Source organism: Microbacterium sp. oral taxon 186 str. F0373, assembly GCF_000411455.1.
Classification (GTDB): domain Bacteria; phylum Actinomycetota; class Actinomycetes; order Actinomycetales; family Microbacteriaceae; genus Microbacterium.
In genome coordinates, this window is record NZ_KE150457.1 from 220,756 (window position 1) to 237,722 (window position 16,967).

Consider the following 16,967-nt stretch of genomic DNA (forward strand, 5'->3'; position numbering starts at 1 on the left):
TGCCCGACAGTCGGGGGGATGCTCAACGTTCCGGATGTGCCCGTGTTGCGGCGAAGAGACCGTCTCGATCCCCTGGATGACCGTCGCGTTCGCAGAGAGCTCGCGGCGGGACGATGGACGCACGTCGCCCCCGGCGTATTCGTGCCGATGGCCGCGTGGCGAGGCCTCAATCCCCTCCATCGGCATCGCGTCCGCGTCGAAGAGGTCACGTCGAGACTTCCCTCATCGGTGGTGATTTCTCACTTCGCTGCTGCTGCGGTCTGGGGAATCGACGTACTCGGCTCCTGGCCTGCACTGGTCGATGTCACGATCGACCGGGCGTCGGGCGGACGGTCCGGGGGTACGCTCCGACGTCATGCGCTCGGGGTCGCGCATCGCCGCAGAGTGCCCTTCGGTCGACACGAGGTGACGATGCCCGCGCAGACGGTGCTGGACCTCGCACGGATGCTGCCCTACGTGCGCGCCGTGAGCGCGATCGACCAGGCGTTGTGGATCGGGCGGCCCCGCGGGCCGCTCGCGACGGCGGCGGAGATCTCCGACATCCTCGAGAGAACGCCCGTGGCTCGGGGAGATCGTCGTGCGCGACGTGCGCTGGCGGCATCGGCCACGCTGTCGGCCAACGTCCGCGAGACGCACATGCGCCTGCTGGTCGTGGCGCTCGGCTTTCCGATCCCGCGACTACAGGAACGCCGCACCCTCCCCAGCGGTCGCTGCGTCTTCGGTGATCTCTATTTCCCCGACGCAGATCACTGGCTGGAGATCGACGGTCGAGGCAAATACACGAGCCCCGAGTACACCGGCGGTCGGACTCCTGCCGCCGTCGTCATCGACGAGAAGAATCGCGAGAACGAGATCCGTCGAGAAGTGCGGGGCTTCTCGCGACTCGAAGCAACCGACGCCGATCACCCCCAACGCGTCTACGACGTCCTCACCGCGGATGGGCTGCGCAGCTCCAAACCGCGCCCGCGGGCTGGGGACTCCGTGCTCCGGTGACCGTCGCGCTACCTGAATCGGCATCCGCTATCGAAACTCTCGTCGCGCGAGCGGATTTCTGCAGCGCACCCGTCGAACGTTGGATGCCGCGGGCACAATGTGAGGGTGGACAAGGTCGACGCAGCGGAAGTCATCGGCCCGACCAGGAGTGGCACCGCTGGGACGGCCCCTACTTTCCGAAACTCGACGGCCCGCAGATCGACGCGGTCTGTGCGCGATTGTCGGGGGCGATCGAGGACGACAGCTACGCGGCGCAGAGTCCGCTGCGGCGCGCGGCGATCGCGACCGTCGCGGAACCGGCGACGATGATCGGCAGCCTGTCGTGGCATTGGGAGTCGGAGGATTCCGACTGGCGACGCATGGGCCTCACCGTCTACGACCCGGCGCTCCGCGGGCGGGGCATCGGCACGAACGCGCTGACCGTCTGGACGGACTATCTGTTCCGCACCACCGGGGTCGTCCGTCTGAACTACTCCACCTGGTCGGGCAGCGAACGCATGCTCGCCGTCGGTCGCCGCCTCGGGTTCACCGAGGAAGCGCGCTTCCGCGACGCGCGCGAGGTGCGCGGCCGCCGGTACGACTCGGTGGTGATGGGAGTGCTCCGCCGCGAGTGGGAGGCTCGCGGCGAGCAGGCCGTCACCAGCTGACGGGCAGTGCCTTGCCCTCTTCGTATCCGGCGGCGGACTGCAGACCCACCGTGGCGCGGTCATGGAACTCGGGGACGGTCGACGCGCCCGCATAGGTGAACGAGGAGCGCACTCCCGAGGTGATCATGTCGACGAGGTCCTCGACCGACGGACGCAGCGGGTCCAGGTAGATCTTCGACGACGAGATGCCCTCCGCGAACAGCTCCTTGCGCGCCCGCTCGTAGGCGTCCAGCCGTCCGAACCGGCCCTGGACGGCCTTCGTCGAGGCCATGCCCCACGACTCCTTGTACACGCGGCCCGCCTCGTCGACCTGCAGCTGGCCGGGGGCTTCGATCGTGCCCGCGAACCACGACCCGATCATGACGGATGCCGCGCCCGCCGCCAGTGCCAGCGCGACGTCACGCGGGTAGCGGACGCCCCCGTCGGCCCAGACGTGGGCGCCGAGCTCGGCCGCCGCCTGCGCGGTTTCCAGGACAGCCGAGAACTGGGGCCGTCCGACGGCGGTCATCATGCGGGTGGTGCACATCGCACCCGGACCCACACCGACCTTGAGGATCGTGGCACCCGCGCCGACCAGGTCGTGCACGCCGTCGGCCGTCACGATGTTGCCGGCCGCGATCGGGATGCCCAGGCCCAGCCCGGACACCGTCTGCAGCGCGCGCAGCATGCCCTCCTGGTGACCGTGCGCCGTATCGACGACGAGCACGTCGACGCCGGCCGCCGCGAGGGCCTTCGCCTTCGCGGCGACGTCGCCGTTGATGCCGACGGCGGCCGCGACGATCAGACGGCCGTTCGCGTCGACCGCGGGCCGGTAGAGCGTCGAGCGCAGCGCGGTGCGCTGCGAGAGGGTGCCGACGAGGTAGCCGTGGTGCAGGACGCACACCGTCTCGGCATCCGCCGCGACGAGCAGATCGAAGGCGTGGCGGGCGTCGGTGACGTCGTCGGCGTCGATCGAGACGCCGCGACCGCGGGTGAGGTCACCCAGCCGCGCATCCGGCAGAGCCGTGCCCAGCCGCGTCGCCGGGACGACCCCCAGGATGTCGTCGACGTGGACGCGGGCGGGGTCGCCGGCGACGACGATGATGCCGTGCCCCTCGGTCGCGGGCAGCAGAGCCGCCGCCTCGGCGACGGTGGCGTCGGCGCGGAGCACGAGCGGGGTGTCCCAGCGCACGGGCTGGTCCTTGACCCAGCGGATCGCCGCGTCGATCTCCTGCAGCGGCATGTCCTGCGGCAACACTCCGAGGCCGCCGCGACGGGCGAGCGCCGCCGCGAGGCGCGGACCGGTGACGGAGTTCATGTTCGAGGCGACCAGCGGGATGGTCGCCGAGGTGCCGTCGCGCGGCGACAGGTCGACATCGAGCCGGCTCGTCACGCCCGAGCGGCGAGGCACGAGGAAGACGTCCGAATAGGTGAGATCGACGGTGGGCTGAGCGCCGGAGAACTGCATGACTCCCACGGTACCGACAGAAAACCTGGGATACCCTTGATGAACGTGTGCGTGTGGGCCGCACCATACACGGCAGCGGGCCTCGCACGATCTGAACTTCATCGATGAAAGCAGGCGCAACCGTGTCCAGTCAGGTGACCGGCGTGGGGACTTCGAGCGACGGCGAATTCGGGGCCAACGAGTGGCTCGTCGCCGAGATGTACGACCAGTTCGCGAAGGATCGCGACTCGGTCGACCGGGCGTGGTGGCCTGTGCTCGAGGCGTACGAGAAGACCCAGCAGGATGCCGCGCCCGCCGAGACTGCTCCTGCGGCGGCGCCCGCTTCTGAGAAGGCGTCCACTCCCGCCGCCTCAGCTGCCGCCGCCGACCCGCACCCCATGACGGCACCGATCCCGGTCGTCGGCGCCCAGCCGGTCGCCCGGACGACCGCGCGACCCGCCTCCCCCCAGCCCGTGCCCGCGCAGGCGCCGAGCACCGAGCCGACGTCGACCCCGGCCGCCCGCGAGGACGTCGTCACGCCGCTGCGCGGCATGCCCAAGACCCTCGCCGCAAACATGGACGAATCGCTCACCGTGCCGACCGCGACGAGCGTGCGCACCGTGCCGGCGAAGCTCATGATCGACAACCGCATCGTGATCAACAACCACATGTCGCGCACGCGCGGCGGCAAGGTCAGCTTCACGCACCTCATCGGCTGGGCCCTCATCCAGGCGCTCAAGGCCTTCCCCAGCCAGAATGTGTCCTACGCCGAGATCGACGGCAAGCCGTCGGTCGTCGCCCCCGCGCACATCAACCTCGGCATCGCGATCGACCTTCCCAAGCCCGACGGCACCCGTGCGCTGATGGTCCCCTCGATCAAGCAGGCCGAGGCGCTGACCTTCGGCGAGTACCTCGCGGCCTACGAGGACCTCGTCAAGCGTGCCCGCGGAAACAAGCTGACGGCGGCCGACTTCCAGGGCACCACGATCTCGCTCACGAACCCCGGCGGCATCGGCACGGTGCACTCCGTGCCGCGCCTCATGAAAGGCCAGGGCTGCATCGTCGGCGCCGGCGCCCTGGAGTACCCCGCCGAGTTCCAGGGCTCGAGCGAGAAGACCCTCGTCGAGCTCGGCATCGGCAAGACGATCACCCTGACCAGCACGTACGACCACCGGGTCATCCAGGGTGCGGGCTCGGGCGAGTTCCTGAAGATCGTGCACGAGCTGCTCACCGGTCAGCGCGGTTTCTACGAGGGCATCTTCGCGGCCCTGCGCATCCCCTACGCGCCGATCCACTGGGCCGGCGACATCAACGTCGACATCGCAGAACGCGTCGACAAGACCGCCCGCGTACAGGAGCTCATCAACTCCTACCGCGTCCGCGGCCACCTCATGGCCGACACCGACCCGCTCGAGTACGTGCAGCGCACGCACCCCGACCTCGAGATCGAGAACCACGGCCTCACCTTCTGGGACCTCGACCGCGAGTTCGTCACGGGGGGCTTCGGCGGACGACGCCTGATGAAGCTCCGCGACATCCTCGGCGTGCTCCGCGACTCGTACTGCCGCACGATCGGCGTCGAGTACATGCACATCCAGGACCCGGGCCAGCGCAAGTGGTTCCAGGACAACGTCGAGGTCAAGTACCAGAAGCCGAGCCACGACGAGCAGCTGCGCATCCTCGACAAGCTCAACCAGGCCGAGGCGTTCGAGACGTTCCTGCAGACCAAGTACGTCGGCCAGAAGCGCTTCAGCCTCGAGGGCGGCGAGTCCCTGATTCCGCTGCTCGACCAGATCCTGCAGGGCGCCGCCGGCGCGGGCCTCGACGGCGCCGCCATCGGCATGGCGCACCGCGGTCGCCTCAATGTGCTGACCAACATCGCCGGCAAGACCTACAGCCAGATCTTCCGCGAATTCGAGGGCTCCGTCGCGATCGGCTCCAAGAGCGGTTCGGGCGATGTCAAGTACCACCTCGGGACGCAGGGCACGTTCGTGTCGGATGCCGGGGAGGAGCTGCCGGTGTACCTGGCCGCCAACCCGTCGCACCTCGAAACGGTCGACGGGGTGCTGGAGGGCGTCGTCCGCGCCAAGCAGGACCGCATGCCGATCGGCACGTTCTCGTGGCTTCCGATCCTCGTGCACGGCGACGCGGCCTTCGCGGGCCAGGGCGTCGTCGTCGAGACGCTGCAGATGTCGCAGTTGCGCGGGTACCGCACCGGCGGCACGGTGCACGTCGTCGTCAACAACCAGGTCGGCTTCACGACGCTCCCGCAGGACGGCCGCACTTCGGTCTACGCCACCGACGTCGCCAAGACGATCCAGGCGCCGATCTTCCACGTCAACGGCGACGACCCCGAAGCCGTCGTGCGCGTGGCCGAGCTCGCCGTGGCCTACCGCCAGGAGTTCAACCGCGACGTCGTCATCGACCTCGTCTGCTACCGCCGTCGCGGTCACAACGAGGGCGACGACCCGTCGATGACGCAGCCGCTGATGACAAACCTCATCGAGGCGAAACGCTCGGTGCGCCGGCTCTACACGGAGTCGCTCGTCGGTCGTGGCGACATCACCGAGGAGGAGTACGACAAGGCGAAGCAGGACTTCCAGAACCGCCTCGAGATCGCGTTCGCTGAGACCCACGCCGCCGAGACCGGCGCGACCGGAATCGTCTCCCCCGCCGTCACGGGCGGCGTGGAGCAGGCCGTCGGCGAGCCCGAGACCACGGGCGTATCCACCGCGGTCGTGCACCAGATCGGCGACGCTTTCGTCAACAAGCCCGACGGCTTCACGGTGCACAATAAGCTGCAGCAGCTGCTCGAGAAGCGCCTCGACATGAGCCGCAACGGGCAGATCGACTGGGGCTTCGGCGAGCTGCTGGCCTTCGGTTCGGTGCTGATGGAAGGCACGAACGTGCGCCTGGCCGGCCAGGATGCCCGCCGCGGAACGTTCGTCCAGCGCCACGCCGTGCTCCACGACCGGGCGAACGGCCAGGAGTGGCTGCCGCTGGCGAACCTGTCCGAGAGCCAGGGCCGGTTCTACGTCTATGACTCCCTTCTCAGCGAGTATGCGGCGATGGCGTTCGAGTACGGGTACTCCGTGGAGCGTCCCGACACCCTCACCCTGTGGGAGGCGCAGTTCGGCGATTTCGCGAACGGCGCCCAGTCGGTGATCGACGAGTACATCTCCGCGGCCGACCAGAAGTGGGGCCAGCAGTCGAGCGTCGTGTTGCTGCTCCCCCACGGCTACGAGGGCCAGGGGCCGGACCACTCCTCGGCACGCATTGAGCGCTACCTGCAGATGTGCGCGCAGGACAACATGACGGTCGCGCGCCCCTCGACGCCGGCGTCGTACTTCCACCTGCTGCGCCGCCAGGCGTACGCCCGTCCGCGCCGCCCGCTGATCGTGTTCACCCCGAAGGCCATGCTGCGTCTGCGCGGTGCGGCGAGTCCCGTCGAGGCCTTCACGACGGGACGCTTCGAACCTGTCCTGGACGACGATCGGAACCTCGACCCGGCGGCCGTCACCCGGGTGCTGCTGCACTCGGGCAAGATCCACTGGGACCTCAAGGCCGAGCTCGACAAGAAGCCGAACCCGCAGGTCGCTCTCGTCCGTCTCGAGCAGCTGTACCCGGCTCCCATCGACCAGCTGAACGCCGTGATCGACCGGTACCCGAACGCTCAGCTGGTCTGGGTGCAGGACGAGCCCGAGAACCAGGGCGCCTGGCCGTTCATCGCGCTCGAGGTCGTCAAGCACCTGAAGGGACGCACGATCCGCCGTGTCTCCCGCGCCGCCGCCGCCTCCACCGCGACCGGCTCACCGAAGGTGCACGCGCGCGAGCAGGCCGCGATCCTCGAGAAGGCTCTGACCGTCTGAATCGGTACGAGTTCAGGAGATCGGCGTCGTGCCGTTGAGCGTGCCGGCGTCCTTGACGACAGCGGTCCCGCTCTCCCAGCCGACGAGGTTCGCGTCCGCACCCGCGTCGAGGACGACCTCACGCGCAGCGGCCATGATCACGATGTTCCCGTCGCCCTGGACGCTGAGCTCGTCCACGGCCGGCAGCAGGACGGTCGCTGCGGAGGCCAAGATCGTCACCTCCCGGCACGCGCCCGTCACCTCCACGACCATCGCGTCGGCGTTGCGGTCGACGGTGTAGGCGCCGTCCACGCACACCACGTGCTGGGTGACCGTGTCGCTCCAGCGGCTGCGCTGCAGCTTCGCCATGCGCTCATCGTCGACGACGCCCCGAACGTTCGCCGTGTCGGTCGGTGACGGCGCCGACGCGGTCGGGGTCGCGACGCCGGCATCGGAGACGCGAACGCCACAGCCTGCGAGGGTGGCGCAGCTCGCGACCATGAGCGCAAGGGAGAAGGCGAGCGGGCGACGTACCGTGTTCATGCAGACAACGTTACGAAACGGATGCCGCAGCCGCGTCGCGGCCGCGTCGCGATCCCGCGACAGGCATGATGAGGCGAACACCCGCACGTCGCCGAGCCCCACGGCGGCCCAGTCTTCGACAGGACGACATGGACGTCGCACTCCTCGTCAATCCGACGGCCCGCGCCGCCGCGCGCACGCACACCGCCGACGCGGTCGCGACGCGGCTGCGCGCCCACGGCATCCGCACGACGACGATCGCCGGCGGCAGCGCGGCCGAGTCCACCGACCTGCTGCGCATGGCGCTGGACATGGGGGTCGATGCCGTCGTCGTGTCCGGTGGGGATGGCACGGTGAATCTGGCGGTGCAGGAGCTGGCCGGCACCGAGATTCCTCTCGGCATCGTCCCGACCGGCACCGGCAACGACTTTGCGACGGCGCTGGGACTGCGAGAGCGAGATGCCATCGGGGCTGCGGATGCCGTGATCGTCGGCGCCACGCGGACGGTGGACCTCGCCCGGGTTCGTCGGGCGGACGACTCGTCGCGTCTGTACGCGACGGTGCTGGCGAGCGGCTTCGACTCCCGCGTGAACGACCGCGCCAATCGCATGCGGTGGCCACGGGGGCCTCGACGCTACGACGTCGCGATCCTTCGCGAGTTCGTCGCTCTGACGACAGCGCGCTTCTCGATCGAGCTCGAAGGTGCCGACGGCACGGTGGAGTTCATCGACGAGGAACTGCTGATGGCCGCGGTGGCAAACGCGCCGACCTACGGCGGCGGCATCCCGATCTGCCCGGATGCCGACCTTTCGGACGGCCTGTTGGATCTGACCCTCGTGCGTCCCCTCGGGCGCGCCCGCCTGCTGCGTCTGCTGCCGCGGGTGTACCGCGGGACCCACACGACTCTTCCCGAGGTGCGAACGGCACGAGCACGCCGGGTCCGGCTCCAGGCGGGCGGCACCACCGCCTACGCGGACGGCGACCCGATGGGCACGCTCCCCCTGGAGATCGAGGCCGTTCCGAGCGCGCTGCGGGTATTCCCACCCGAGGTGTCACGGGCGACGTCGCCAGACGGAACCCGCCGGCTCGACCGCCGCGGCTGACGCGTCGCGGCGGCTCAGTGGTGGGTGGCCTGCTCGGCGCGCAACCGCGCCAGCACCTGGTCCCGCAGCTCTTCGGGAGCCGTCTCCTTACAGGCACGAGCGACGACGGCGGTCAGCGTCGTGGCCACCAGCGCCTCGTCACGGCAGGACGGGCAGTTCTCCAGGTGCGCACGGATATCGGCGTGCTCGGTCTTGCAGACCTCGTTGCGGAGGTACTCTTCCAGGTCCTTGCGCGCTTTGTCGCAGCCGCAGTCACTCATTTCTTGCTCCCTGATGAAGAAGTCGCGGGCACCGGCACGTCCATGCCGCGCTCGCGCGCATAGTCGGCGAGAAGGTCGCGCAGCATGCGCCTGCCACGATGCAGGCGGCTCATGACCGTGCCGATGGGGGTCTTCATGATGTCCGCGATCTCCTGATACGCGAAGCCCTCGACGTCGGCGAGGTAGACGGCGAGCCGGAAATCCTCCGGAATCGACTGTAGCGCATCTTTCACAGCGGATGCCGGCATGTGATCGATCGCTTCGGCCTCGGCCGACCGGCTGCTGGTGGCGGTCGTGGACTCCGCACCGCCGAGCTGCCAGTCCTCGAGATCGTCGATCGTGCCCTGATAGGGCTCGCGCTGCTTCTTGCGGTACGTGTTGATGTACGTGTTCGTCAAGATGCGGTACAGCCACGCCTTGAGGTTCGTGCCCTGGGTGAACGAGGACCATGACGCGAACGCCTTGACGAACGTCTCCTGAACCAGATCGGCGGCATCCGCCGGGTTGCGTGTCATACGCATTCCCGCGGCATACAGCTGATCCATGAACGGCAGCGCCTGCTGCTCGAACTGCGCACGGGGGTCCGCGGCGCTGTCCGCCTCGTCCGGCAGGACGAGATCTGGGGCCGGGGTCTCGGGGGTCGGCGACTCGAGGGCCGCGTGCTCTTCCATCAGGGCCCAGTCTACGTCGGCGATCTCCGGCACCAGGGGTGCGAGTGTCGCGGTCACGGGGCTCCTTTCTCGGTCGGCCTCCGCCGATCGGTAGGCTGACCCGCCGCGCCGACGGCGGCGCTGTCGCACGGGTTCGTTAGGGTAGAACCCGATGACAGTCACCGGGTATTCCCTTTCTCCGCCGGCCGGTTCTCCGTGGCCGGCGCCGCGCGCGGACGAAGCCGTCCACGCGACGGTCTCGGTGCCCGGCTCGAAGTCGCTCACCAACCGCAAGCTGGTCCTGGCCGCGCTGGCCGACGGCCCCAGCACGCTCACGGCGCCCCTGCACTCCGAGGATTCGGAGCGCATGATCGCAGCCCTGCGCGCGCTCGGCGTCGAGATCTCCGAGGTGCCGGGGTCCGGTCGGTTCGGCCCCGACCTTCTCGTGACGCCTCCGGCATCCTTCCGCGGCGACGTCGAGATCGACTGCGGTCAAGCCGGCACCGTCATGCGTTTCATCGCTCCGCTCGCCGGGCTGGCCCGCGGCGACGTCACCCTCACGGCGCACCCGAGCGCCCTCCACCGTCCGATGGGCGAGATGATCAAGGCACTGCGCGAGATCGGGGCCGACATCGACGACGGCGGCACCTGGTCGCTGCCCTTCACGGTCCGCGGGCGTGGCCACATCCGCGGCGGCGAGGTCACGATCGACGCGAGCGGCTCGAGCCAGTTCGTCTCGGGACTTCTTCTGGCCGCACCCCGCTTCGACGTGGGCCTGCACCTCATCCATTCCGGTGAGCGCCTGCCCTCCATCCCCCATATCGACATGACCATCGAGACGCTGGCGCGTCGCGGCATCCAGGTCGAGCACCCCACGCCCCACGAGTGGGTCGTTCCCGCCGGCACGCTCCGTGGACGCGACGCCTCCATCGAGCCGGACCTGTCCAACGCGGCGCCCTTCCTCGCGGCGGCGATGCTGACGGAGGGGTGCGTGACCGTTCCCGGGTGGCCGGCGAGCTCGACACAGCCCGGTGCGCTTCTTCCCGAGATCCTCTCCCTGCTGGGCGGGCGCGCGACCCGCCGCGGCGGCGCCCTGACCGTGACCGGCGGACCCCACATCGCTGGCGTCGATCTCGACCTGAGCGCGGCGAGCGAGTTGACACCGACCTTGTTCGCGCTGGCTGCCTTCGCAGACGCCCCGACGACGTTCCACGGCATCGGACACATCCGCGGCCACGAGACGAACCGCATCGACGCGCTCATCGGCAACCTGGAAGCACTCGGCGGAAGCGCCCAGGAGCTTCCCGACGGCATCCGCATCGTGCCTGCTCCCCTGCACGGCGGCCTGTGGCGCGCGCACCACGACCACCGCATCGCCACAGCGGGCGCCCTCATCGGATTGCGCGTGCCCGGCGTCGAGATCGACCACATCGAGACCACGGCCAAGACCATGCCGGAATTTCCCGCCCTGTGGACCGGGATGCTCTCCGGGTCGGCGGACGGCTGAGCCGCCCGATGCGAAGCGTGCGATGAGCTGGCTCGATCTCGGAGACGACGACGACCTCGAGTTCGATGAGGCCGACATCCGCGTCCGCCCCAATCCGAAAGCGAATCGCCCGCGCACCAAGCGCCGCCCCGCCCACGCCGATGCGGTGATCGGACGGGTGCTCGGCGTCGACCGTGGCCGCTACACCGTGTTGATCGACGAAGACGGCCCCGACGAGCACACCGCGCTCGCCACACGCGCGCGCGAACTGCGCAAGCAGCCGATCGTCACCGGCGACCGTGCGCGCGTCGTCGGCGACACCAGCGGCGATGAGGGCACTCTGACGCGCATCGTCGGGATCGAGGAGCGCACGTCGCTGCTGCGGCGCAGCGCCGACGATACCGACCAGGTCGAGCGGGTCGTGGTCGCCAACGCCGACCAGATGCTCGTCGTCGTCGCCGCCGCTGACCCCGAACCGCGACCCCGGCTGGTCGATCGCTACCTCATCGCGGCGCTGGACGCCGGCATCCATCCCCTGCTCGTCGTCACCAAGACCGACCTGGCCGATCCCACGCCCTTCCTCGCGCACTTCGAGGGAGTGGACGATCTGGAGATCTTCACAAGTGGCCGCGTCCAGATGCCTCTCGCGGAGATCGGGCACCGCCTCATCGGCCATTCGACCGTGTTCGTCGGCCACTCCGGTGTCGGGAAGTCGACGCTGGTCAATGCCCTCGTTCCCACGGCGGATCGCGCAACAGGGCACGTGAACGAGGTGACGGGCCGCGGCCGGCACACCTCGAGTTCGACCGTGTCGCTGCGCTACGTGACGGCAGAGGGCCGCGGGTGGGTGATCGACACCCCCGGCGTGCGATCGTTCGGGCTCGGACACGTCGACCCCGCGAACATCCTGCGGGCATTCACGGATCTCGCCGTCGTCGCCGAGGAGTGTCCTCGCGGCTGCACGCACCTTCCGGACGCGCCCGACTGCGCACTGATCGAGGCGGTGGCTGAGGGACGCCTGGGAGAGCGCGGAGCGGCGCGACTGGATTCGCTGCAGCGTCTGCTCTCCACGTTCGCTTGATCGTAGGCTGGAGCCATGCCACGCCTCGAACCCGGTACCCCCGCTCCCGACTTCACGCTCGTCGATCAGGACGACGCACCGGTCAGCCTCCACGACCTGCGCGGCACGCCGACCGTGCTGTTCTTCTATCCCGCCGCCATGACTCCCGGCTGCACGACGGAAGCCTGCGATTTCCGCGACAGCCTGGCACCGCTGGAGGCGGCGGGCTACGCGGTGATGGGGATCTCGCGCGATGACCCCGCCACCCTGCGCCGGTTCCGCGAGCGCGATGGGCTCACCTACCCGCTGCTCAGCGACCCCGACCACGCCGTGCACGACGCCTATGGCGCCTGGGGCGAGAAGATGAACTACGGCAAGACGGTGGAGGGCGTCATCCGCTCGACGATCGTCGTGGATGCCGAGGGTATCGTCACGCACGCTCTGTACAACGTGAAGGCCACCGGGCACGTCGCCCGGGTGCGCTCCCTGCTCGGCGTCGGCTGACCCGTCGCGTCCACAGCGGCGCTCGGGGTCGCTCAGCGGCGCTCGTCGTCGCGCCGCGCGGCGACTGTCCGGGCTGCGACGACGAGGGCGACCAACCCGATGGCGGCGGGAATCGCCGTGACCAACGCCGTGGAGACGGACGGAGTCGGGCCGGTGATGGCGCCGAGCGCCACCGCCAGGATCAGGAGCTGGCTGACGATCCCCCCGGACCGCCCCCAGGAGTGACCCCGCCACACGGCGGCCGCGAAGGCGGCGAGCGCCACCGCCCCGATCGCTGTGAGGACGATGAGCGCGATCGAGCTGACCACGTCGTCGGTGTCGCCGGTGACCAGCGCGACGATCTCCCAGCCGGTCACGAGGAGAACGGCGAGCGCCTCCAGCGCCAGAATGGCCGAACCGGTCCGCTCTGCTGGCGTCGTCATCATGCGGGCAGGCCCTCCGATACAGGCAGTACACAGCACACGCCGGGGGAAATGCCGAGTTCACCCTTGATTCATCTGAATGACCATGGGAGCATTGATCTATCCGTGTGCTCCCACAGTGGCGTGGGGCGAGCGTCTGCTCGCACACCATCAGGGTAATCGACGCCCGACGTCACACCCACCCGACTTCTCATCCCGCATCAAGGAGCACCCCCTATGGATTGGCGCGACAAAGCCGCCTGCCTGACTGTCGACCCCGAGCTGTTCTTCCCCGTGGGGAACACCGGGCCTGCTGTCGATCAGATCGAGAAAGCCAAGTCCGTGTGCGCGCGCTGCACCGTCACGGAGGTCTGCCTGCAGTACGCCCTCGAGACCGGTCAGGACTCGGGCGTGTGGGGCGGGCTGTCCGAGGACGAGCGCCGCGCTCTGAAGCGCCGCGCTGCCCGCGCCCGCCGCGCCAGCTGAGACGGCGCCCGCCCGCTGCCGCTCGCACCGTCGACGATGATCTCGTCGGCGTCGCGGGGACTCAGCTCTGGGTGCGCCCCAGATAGCGCATCGGGATCTCGATGGTCACCTCGGTGCCCGAGCCGACGAGCGTGTGCCAGTCGATTGTGCCGCTGAGCTCGCCCTGAATGAGGGTGCGGACGATCTGCGTGCCGAGTCCCCGCCCGACCTGTCCTTCCGGCAGGCCGACGCCGGTGTCGCGCACCTTCACGCCCAGTCGATCCTCGGTGCGCTCCGCGATGATCTCGACCTCGCCCTCCTGATCGACCAGACCGTGCTCGACGGCGTTGGTGACGAGCTCTGTGAGAGCAAGAGCGAGAGGCGTGGCGTACTCGCTGGGCAGTGTGCCGAACGTGCCGGTCTTCCGCGTCCGCGCGCGGGTGTTGGGTGACGCGGCGACTTCCGCGACGAGCTTGAGCACCCGATCGAAGACGTCGTCGAAGTCGACGTTCTGAGCGAGCCCCTCCGACAGCGTGTCGTGGACCACGGCGATCGCCGCGACCCGGCGCATCGCATGCGTCAAAGCGTCGCGCGCCTCATCCGAGTGCGTGCGCCGCGACTGGATGCGCAGCAGCGACGCGACCGTCTGCAGGTTGTTCTTGACGCGATGATGGATTTCACGGATCGTCGCGTCCTTGGTGATCAGCTCCTGCTCCTGGTGGCGGATCTCCGTGACGTCCCTGCACAACACGATGGCGCCGATCCGGTTGCCGTGGTCCTTGAGGGGGATGGTGCGAAGCGACACCGTGACCCCGCGCGCCTCCAGGTCGGCCCGCCACGGTGCGCGACCGGCCATGACGATCGGCAACGACTCATCGAAGTCGCGCCCCTTCGGCAGAATGCCGGTGGCCACTTCGAGCAGGGACTCCCCTTCGAGCTCGTCGTCGAAGCCGAGGCGATTGAACGCGGAGAGGGCGTTGGGGCTGGCGAAGGTGGTGGTGCCGTCGACGTCGATGCGGATCAGACCGTCGGAAGCGCGCGGCGCACCCCGTCGGGGCGAGGTCGGTGCAGCGAGGTCGGGGAAGTCGGCGCTCGCGATCATCCCGAACAGATCGTCGGCACAGTCGTTGAAGGTGATCTGCTGACGTGACGGCGTGCGCGCCTCGCCGAGGTTGGTGTGCCGTGTGAGCACCCCCACCACCATCGGCGACTGCTCACCGGCGCCGGCAGCGCGCACGATCGGCACAGCGCGCACGCGCGTGGGGGTCTCTTCGAACCAGTCCGGGGATGCCGAATCGACGATCTCGACGCGCGTGAACGCATCACGCACCTGCGTGCGCCACTGCGGGCGCACCATGTCGCCGACGATGTCCCGGTAGAACAGCGTCGCCGCACCGCTCGGCCGGGTGTGGGCGACGGCGATGAACGAGTCGTCCACCGTCGGCACCCAGATGACGATGTCGGCGAAGGCCAGGTCGGCGAGGAGCTGACCGTCGCCGGCGAGGCGGTGCAGCCACTCGACGTCCGCCCCCGTGGATCGGCCCTGGGCATAGACGAGATCGCTGAGCGTCGACACGCACCCAGCCTAGGCGAGATCGTTCATCGGTGACGCGGCCGAGCGCGTCTCAGGCCACGCCGCGAAGAGTGCGCCGCGTCCGGGGCCGAGCGTCCCTGCGCTGGCCCTCGCTGTCGGCGCCGGCTGCCGCACGCGATCGAGGCGCCGCAGCGCGCGCCGGTGGCGGATCGATCGCCTCGCCGACGAATCGACGAACGGCGCCAGACAGAGCCGAGCGTGGCGCCACATGCCCGACCGGCTGCGCCTGCAGGACCGCGGCATCGGCAGCCTTCGGATCCCACGGGACGAACCAGCACGCGGCGACGCCGACGTAGCGCTCGAGCGTGCGGCGCACCTGTGACCGCGCGTCGATCCCGAGCGTCGAGGACCGCGTCTTGTTGACCAGGACGTGGATGGGCGCGGCGCCGGCCGCGGCGCGCAGATCGGCGTGCGCCCTGACGAAGCGTGCAACTCCGACGGGGTCTGCGGAGACGACCGCGACGACGATGTCCGCCGCGGCCAGTACCGCGAGCGTCGCCGCGTTGCGGCGTGGACCCTCGATATCGCTCACGATCTCCTCGTCGCGCTCCAGCGGCGCCGCGACATCGACGATGAGATCCTCGACCCACGTACGACACTGTTCGAGAGCACCGCCGACTCGCGCCGAGGACAACTCGGGCCAGCGCCCCGGCCGGTTGATCCCCGCCAGGACCGCGACATCACCGAGGGGCAGCGCGATCCTCTCGAGCTCGGCCGCGCTCAACGTCCCGCGCTCCGCCGCCCGACAGGCCGCGGCGAAGCCCGGCCCCTCGTCGGCGAGCCCGGTCAGCATCGCGACCGACGGAGCATGAGTGTCCGCGTCGATGAGGCCGACACGGCGGCCATCCCGAGCGAGCTCCGCCGCCAACTCGATGGAGATGGTGGTGCGGCCGGGTGCGCCGGCGGGGCCCCAGACCGCGACGATGCGACCGCGCGGGGGCGCCGTCGGCGCCCCCGTCGCCGCGTGCAGCACCGCCGTGCGGACGCCGTCCGGCGCGCACGTGGCGATGCCGAACATCTCGGCGAGTCGGCGATCGGCCGCGCCGCCGCAGACCGCGACGATGCGCACTCCGAAGCGGTCGCACACGGTGACCAGCTGAGGAGTCAGCGTGTCTCGGCCGGCGTCGACGGCGAGGACGTCGGCGGCGGCGAGCGCGCCGAGCAGTTCCGCCGCGGCGCGGCCCGTGACGGCGTCGGCGGCGGCATCCGCCGGAGCATCCGCTGCCACGACGAGAAGAACCTCGGCATCGTCGTCGCGGAGACCGTCCACGACGACGGGGGTGTCCAGCCGGTCGGACGCCAGCACCACGCGCACGCTCATGAGCCCGCTCCGCCGCTGGGGACGATCGACAGGCTGGACCCGTCGGCGATCGCGGCGAGGGTGGCGGCGACGTCGGCGCGGTCGATCACGATCTCGACCGCGACGGCGGTCGCGCCCATCATCGACCGGTCGCGATCGACCGATGCGACCGTCGCGGAGCCGACCAGGATGCGGGGCGTGTCGTAGGCACCGCGCTCCCGCGGCGCCGCGGCCCAGACATCGACCGATGATCCCGTGCCGACGGTGGCGGGCACCTCGCTCGCGCTCGTGATGACGACGGTGGTGCTGCGCACGCCGGCCGCGTCGCCGAGCGCATCGTTCGGCACGAGCTCGCCGGCGCGCACGACACGGGTCGCGACGGCTCCCGGCCGAAGCGTCGTCGGCGACGCATAGGAATCGTGCATCGGGCCGAGCGCGACATCGACCACGCGCAGGTCGGCGGATTCGACGGTCTCCCCCGGGAGCAGCGTCGTGGCGGCGGCGAACACGGGCGCCGTCTGCCGCGCCGCGGCGACCACGAACCAGACGCCGGCCACCGAGACGACGATCAGCGCGATCCCGAGGAGGAATCGTAGGTCTGCCCAGAAAGCGCGAGGGCGCGGTCGGGTCGTGACGGAGTCGCTCATGTCGATATGGTGACGCAGCGTGCCGCCGGCGCGGGCTGGTTATCCACAGCGCGGCGTGGAC

At 69.9% G+C, this 16,967-nt stretch carries 16 protein-coding genes; 8 read left to right on the top strand and 8 right to left on the bottom strand.

What is annotated here, in order from left to right; genetic code table 11:
* The first annotated feature begins 411 nt into the window (after nt 1-411).
* Nucleotides 412-993: a hypothetical protein gene (locus HMPREF1529_RS01045; protein ID WP_016463349.1), complete on the top strand. Its 582-nt coding sequence runs from the start codon at nt 412-414 to the stop codon at nt 991-993.
* Nucleotides 994-1,076: 83 nt separating this feature from the next.
* On the top strand, nt 1,077-1,640 hold the full coding sequence (locus HMPREF1529_RS01050) for a GNAT family N-acetyltransferase (RefSeq protein ID WP_016463350.1): 564 nt from the start codon (nt 1,077-1,079) through the stop codon (nt 1,638-1,640).
* Here the strand turns inward: HMPREF1529_RS01050 and HMPREF1529_RS01055 are convergent.
* Nucleotides 1,630-3,087 (bottom strand): GuaB1 family IMP dehydrogenase-related protein, encoded by a 1,458-nt coding sequence (locus HMPREF1529_RS01055; protein ID WP_016463351.1) that lies wholly within the window; start codon nt 3,085-3,087, stop codon nt 1,630-1,632. The genes HMPREF1529_RS01050 and HMPREF1529_RS01055 overlap by 11 nt on opposite strands.
* Before the next feature lie 122 nt (nt 3,088-3,209).
* On the opposite strand from HMPREF1529_RS01055, the gene HMPREF1529_RS01060 reads away from it, so the two are divergent.
* A complete protein-coding gene (locus HMPREF1529_RS01060; RefSeq protein WP_016463352.1) occupies nt 3,210-6,935 on the top strand; it encodes a multifunctional oxoglutarate decarboxylase/oxoglutarate dehydrogenase thiamine pyrophosphate-binding subunit/dihydrolipoyllysine-residue succinyltransferase subunit in 3,726 nt (1,241 codons plus the stop codon).
* Nucleotides 6,936-6,947: 12 nt separating this feature from the next.
* Here HMPREF1529_RS01060 and HMPREF1529_RS01065 read toward each other — a convergent pair whose 3' ends face one another.
* Nucleotides 6,948-7,457, bottom strand: coding sequence for a DUF3060 domain-containing protein (locus tag HMPREF1529_RS01065; protein ID WP_005048333.1), 510 nt, complete (start codon nt 7,455-7,457; stop codon nt 6,948-6,950).
* Nucleotides 7,458-7,585: 128 nt separating this feature from the next.
* Between HMPREF1529_RS01065 and HMPREF1529_RS01070 the strand changes: the two genes are divergently transcribed.
* On the top strand, nt 7,586-8,539 hold the full coding sequence (locus tag HMPREF1529_RS01070) for a diacylglycerol kinase (protein ID WP_016463353.1): 954 nt from the start codon (nt 7,586-7,588) through the stop codon (nt 8,537-8,539).
* Nucleotides 8,540-8,553: 14 nt separating this feature from the next.
* Here HMPREF1529_RS01070 and HMPREF1529_RS01075 read toward each other — a convergent pair whose 3' ends face one another.
* Nucleotides 8,554-8,799 carry a zf-HC2 domain-containing protein gene (locus HMPREF1529_RS01075; protein WP_005048329.1) on the bottom strand — a complete coding sequence of 82 codons (246 nt, stop codon included), beginning with the start codon at nt 8,797-8,799 and terminating at the stop codon, nt 8,554-8,556.
* Nucleotides 8,796-9,527, bottom strand: a complete 732-nt coding sequence (locus HMPREF1529_RS01080; RefSeq protein ID WP_005048327.1) for a sigma-70 family RNA polymerase sigma factor — start codon at nt 9,525-9,527, stop codon at nt 8,796-8,798. Before HMPREF1529_RS01080 ends, HMPREF1529_RS01075 begins: the two co-directional genes overlap by 4 nt.
* Nucleotides 9,528-9,621: 94 nt before the next feature.
* Here HMPREF1529_RS01080 and aroA point away from each other — a divergent pair, with 94 nt between their 5' ends.
* Genes aroA through bcp form a run of 3 tightly spaced genes read left to right on the top strand, consistent with a single transcriptional unit; the run spans nt 9,622 to nt 12,499 of the window.
* Entirely contained in the window at nt 9,622-10,956 is a 1,335-nt protein-coding gene (gene aroA / locus HMPREF1529_RS01085) for a 3-phosphoshikimate 1-carboxyvinyltransferase (RefSeq protein ID WP_005048326.1), read from the top strand.
* A 22-nt stretch (nt 10,957-10,978) separates the two neighbouring features.
* Nucleotides 10,979-12,016 carry a ribosome small subunit-dependent GTPase A gene (gene rsgA / locus HMPREF1529_RS01090; RefSeq protein ID WP_005048324.1) on the top strand — a complete coding sequence of 346 codons (1,038 nt, stop codon included), beginning with the start codon at nt 10,979-10,981 and terminating at the stop codon, nt 12,014-12,016.
* 15 nt (nt 12,017-12,031) lie between these two features.
* Entirely contained in the window at nt 12,032-12,499 is a 468-nt protein-coding gene (gene bcp, locus HMPREF1529_RS01095; protein ID WP_005048321.1) for a thioredoxin-dependent thiol peroxidase, read from the top strand.
* Between the two features lie 32 nt (nt 12,500-12,531).
* Here bcp and HMPREF1529_RS01100 read toward each other — a convergent pair whose 3' ends face one another.
* Entirely contained in the window at nt 12,532-12,924 is a 393-nt protein-coding gene (locus tag HMPREF1529_RS01100) for a hypothetical protein (protein WP_005048319.1), read from the bottom strand.
* Between the two features lie 213 nt (nt 12,925-13,137).
* Here HMPREF1529_RS01100 and HMPREF1529_RS01105 point away from each other — a divergent pair, with 213 nt between their 5' ends.
* Nucleotides 13,138-13,386 (top strand): WhiB family transcriptional regulator, encoded by a 249-nt coding sequence (locus HMPREF1529_RS01105; protein WP_005048317.1) that lies wholly within the window; start codon nt 13,138-13,140, stop codon nt 13,384-13,386.
* A 61-nt stretch (nt 13,387-13,447) separates the two neighbouring features.
* Here the strand turns inward: HMPREF1529_RS01105 and HMPREF1529_RS01110 are convergent, their stop codons facing one another.
* The 3 genes from HMPREF1529_RS01110 to HMPREF1529_RS01120 are packed head-to-tail and all read right to left on the bottom strand — an operon-like array spanning nt 13,448 to nt 16,906.
* A complete protein-coding gene (locus HMPREF1529_RS01110; RefSeq protein WP_016463354.1) occupies nt 13,448-14,941 on the bottom strand; it encodes a sensor histidine kinase in 1,494 nt (497 codons plus the stop codon).
* 49 nt (nt 14,942-14,990) lie between these two features.
* On the bottom strand, nt 14,991-16,280 hold the full coding sequence (locus HMPREF1529_RS01115; RefSeq protein WP_016463355.1) for an AAA family ATPase: 1,290 nt from the start codon (nt 16,278-16,280) through the stop codon (nt 14,991-14,993).
* A complete protein-coding gene (locus HMPREF1529_RS01120) occupies nt 16,277-16,906 on the bottom strand; it encodes a hypothetical protein (protein ID WP_016463356.1) in 630 nt (209 codons plus the stop codon). The genes HMPREF1529_RS01115 and HMPREF1529_RS01120 overlap by 4 nt, the downstream gene beginning before the upstream one ends.
* Nucleotides 16,907-16,967: the final 61 nt, after the last annotated feature.

Bases quoted from the DNA above. Each gene is read 5' to 3' on its own strand.
- HMPREF1529_RS01070 (WP_016463353.1), top strand. From the start codon at position 7,586: ATGGACGTCGCACTCCTCGTCAATCCGACGGCCCGCGCCGCCGCGCGC.
- HMPREF1529_RS01050 (WP_016463350.1), top strand. From the start codon at position 1,077: ATGCCGCGGGCACAATGTGAGGGTGGACAAGGTCGACGCAGCGGAAGT.
- HMPREF1529_RS01100 (WP_005048319.1), bottom strand. From the start codon at position 12,924: ATGATGACGACGCCAGCAGAGCGGACCGGTTCGGCCATTCTGGCGCTG.
- HMPREF1529_RS01045 (WP_016463349.1), top strand. From the start codon at position 412: ATGCCCGCGCAGACGGTGCTGGACCTCGCACGGATGCTGCCCTACGTG.
- HMPREF1529_RS01055 (WP_016463351.1), bottom strand. From the start codon at position 3,087: ATGCAGTTCTCCGGCGCTCAGCCCACCGTCGATCTCACCTATTCGGAC.
- HMPREF1529_RS01115 (WP_016463355.1), bottom strand. From the start codon at position 16,280: ATGAGCGTGCGCGTGGTGCTGGCGTCCGACCGGCTGGACACCCCCGTC.
- HMPREF1529_RS01105 (WP_005048317.1), top strand. From the start codon at position 13,138: ATGGATTGGCGCGACAAAGCCGCCTGCCTGACTGTCGACCCCGAGCTG.
- HMPREF1529_RS01065 (WP_005048333.1), bottom strand. From the start codon at position 7,457: ATGAACACGGTACGTCGCCCGCTCGCCTTCTCCCTTGCGCTCATGGTC.
- aroA (WP_005048326.1), top strand. From the start codon at position 9,622: ATGACAGTCACCGGGTATTCCCTTTCTCCGCCGGCCGGTTCTCCGTGG.
- HMPREF1529_RS01120 (WP_016463356.1), bottom strand. From the start codon at position 16,906: ATGAGCGACTCCGTCACGACCCGACCGCGCCCTCGCGCTTTCTGGGCA.
- HMPREF1529_RS01075 (WP_005048329.1), bottom strand. From the start codon at position 8,799: ATGAGTGACTGCGGCTGCGACAAAGCGCGCAAGGACCTGGAAGAGTAC.
- bcp (WP_005048321.1), top strand. From the start codon at position 12,032: ATGCCACGCCTCGAACCCGGTACCCCCGCTCCCGACTTCACGCTCGTC.
- rsgA (WP_005048324.1), top strand. From the start codon at position 10,979: ATGAGCTGGCTCGATCTCGGAGACGACGACGACCTCGAGTTCGATGAG.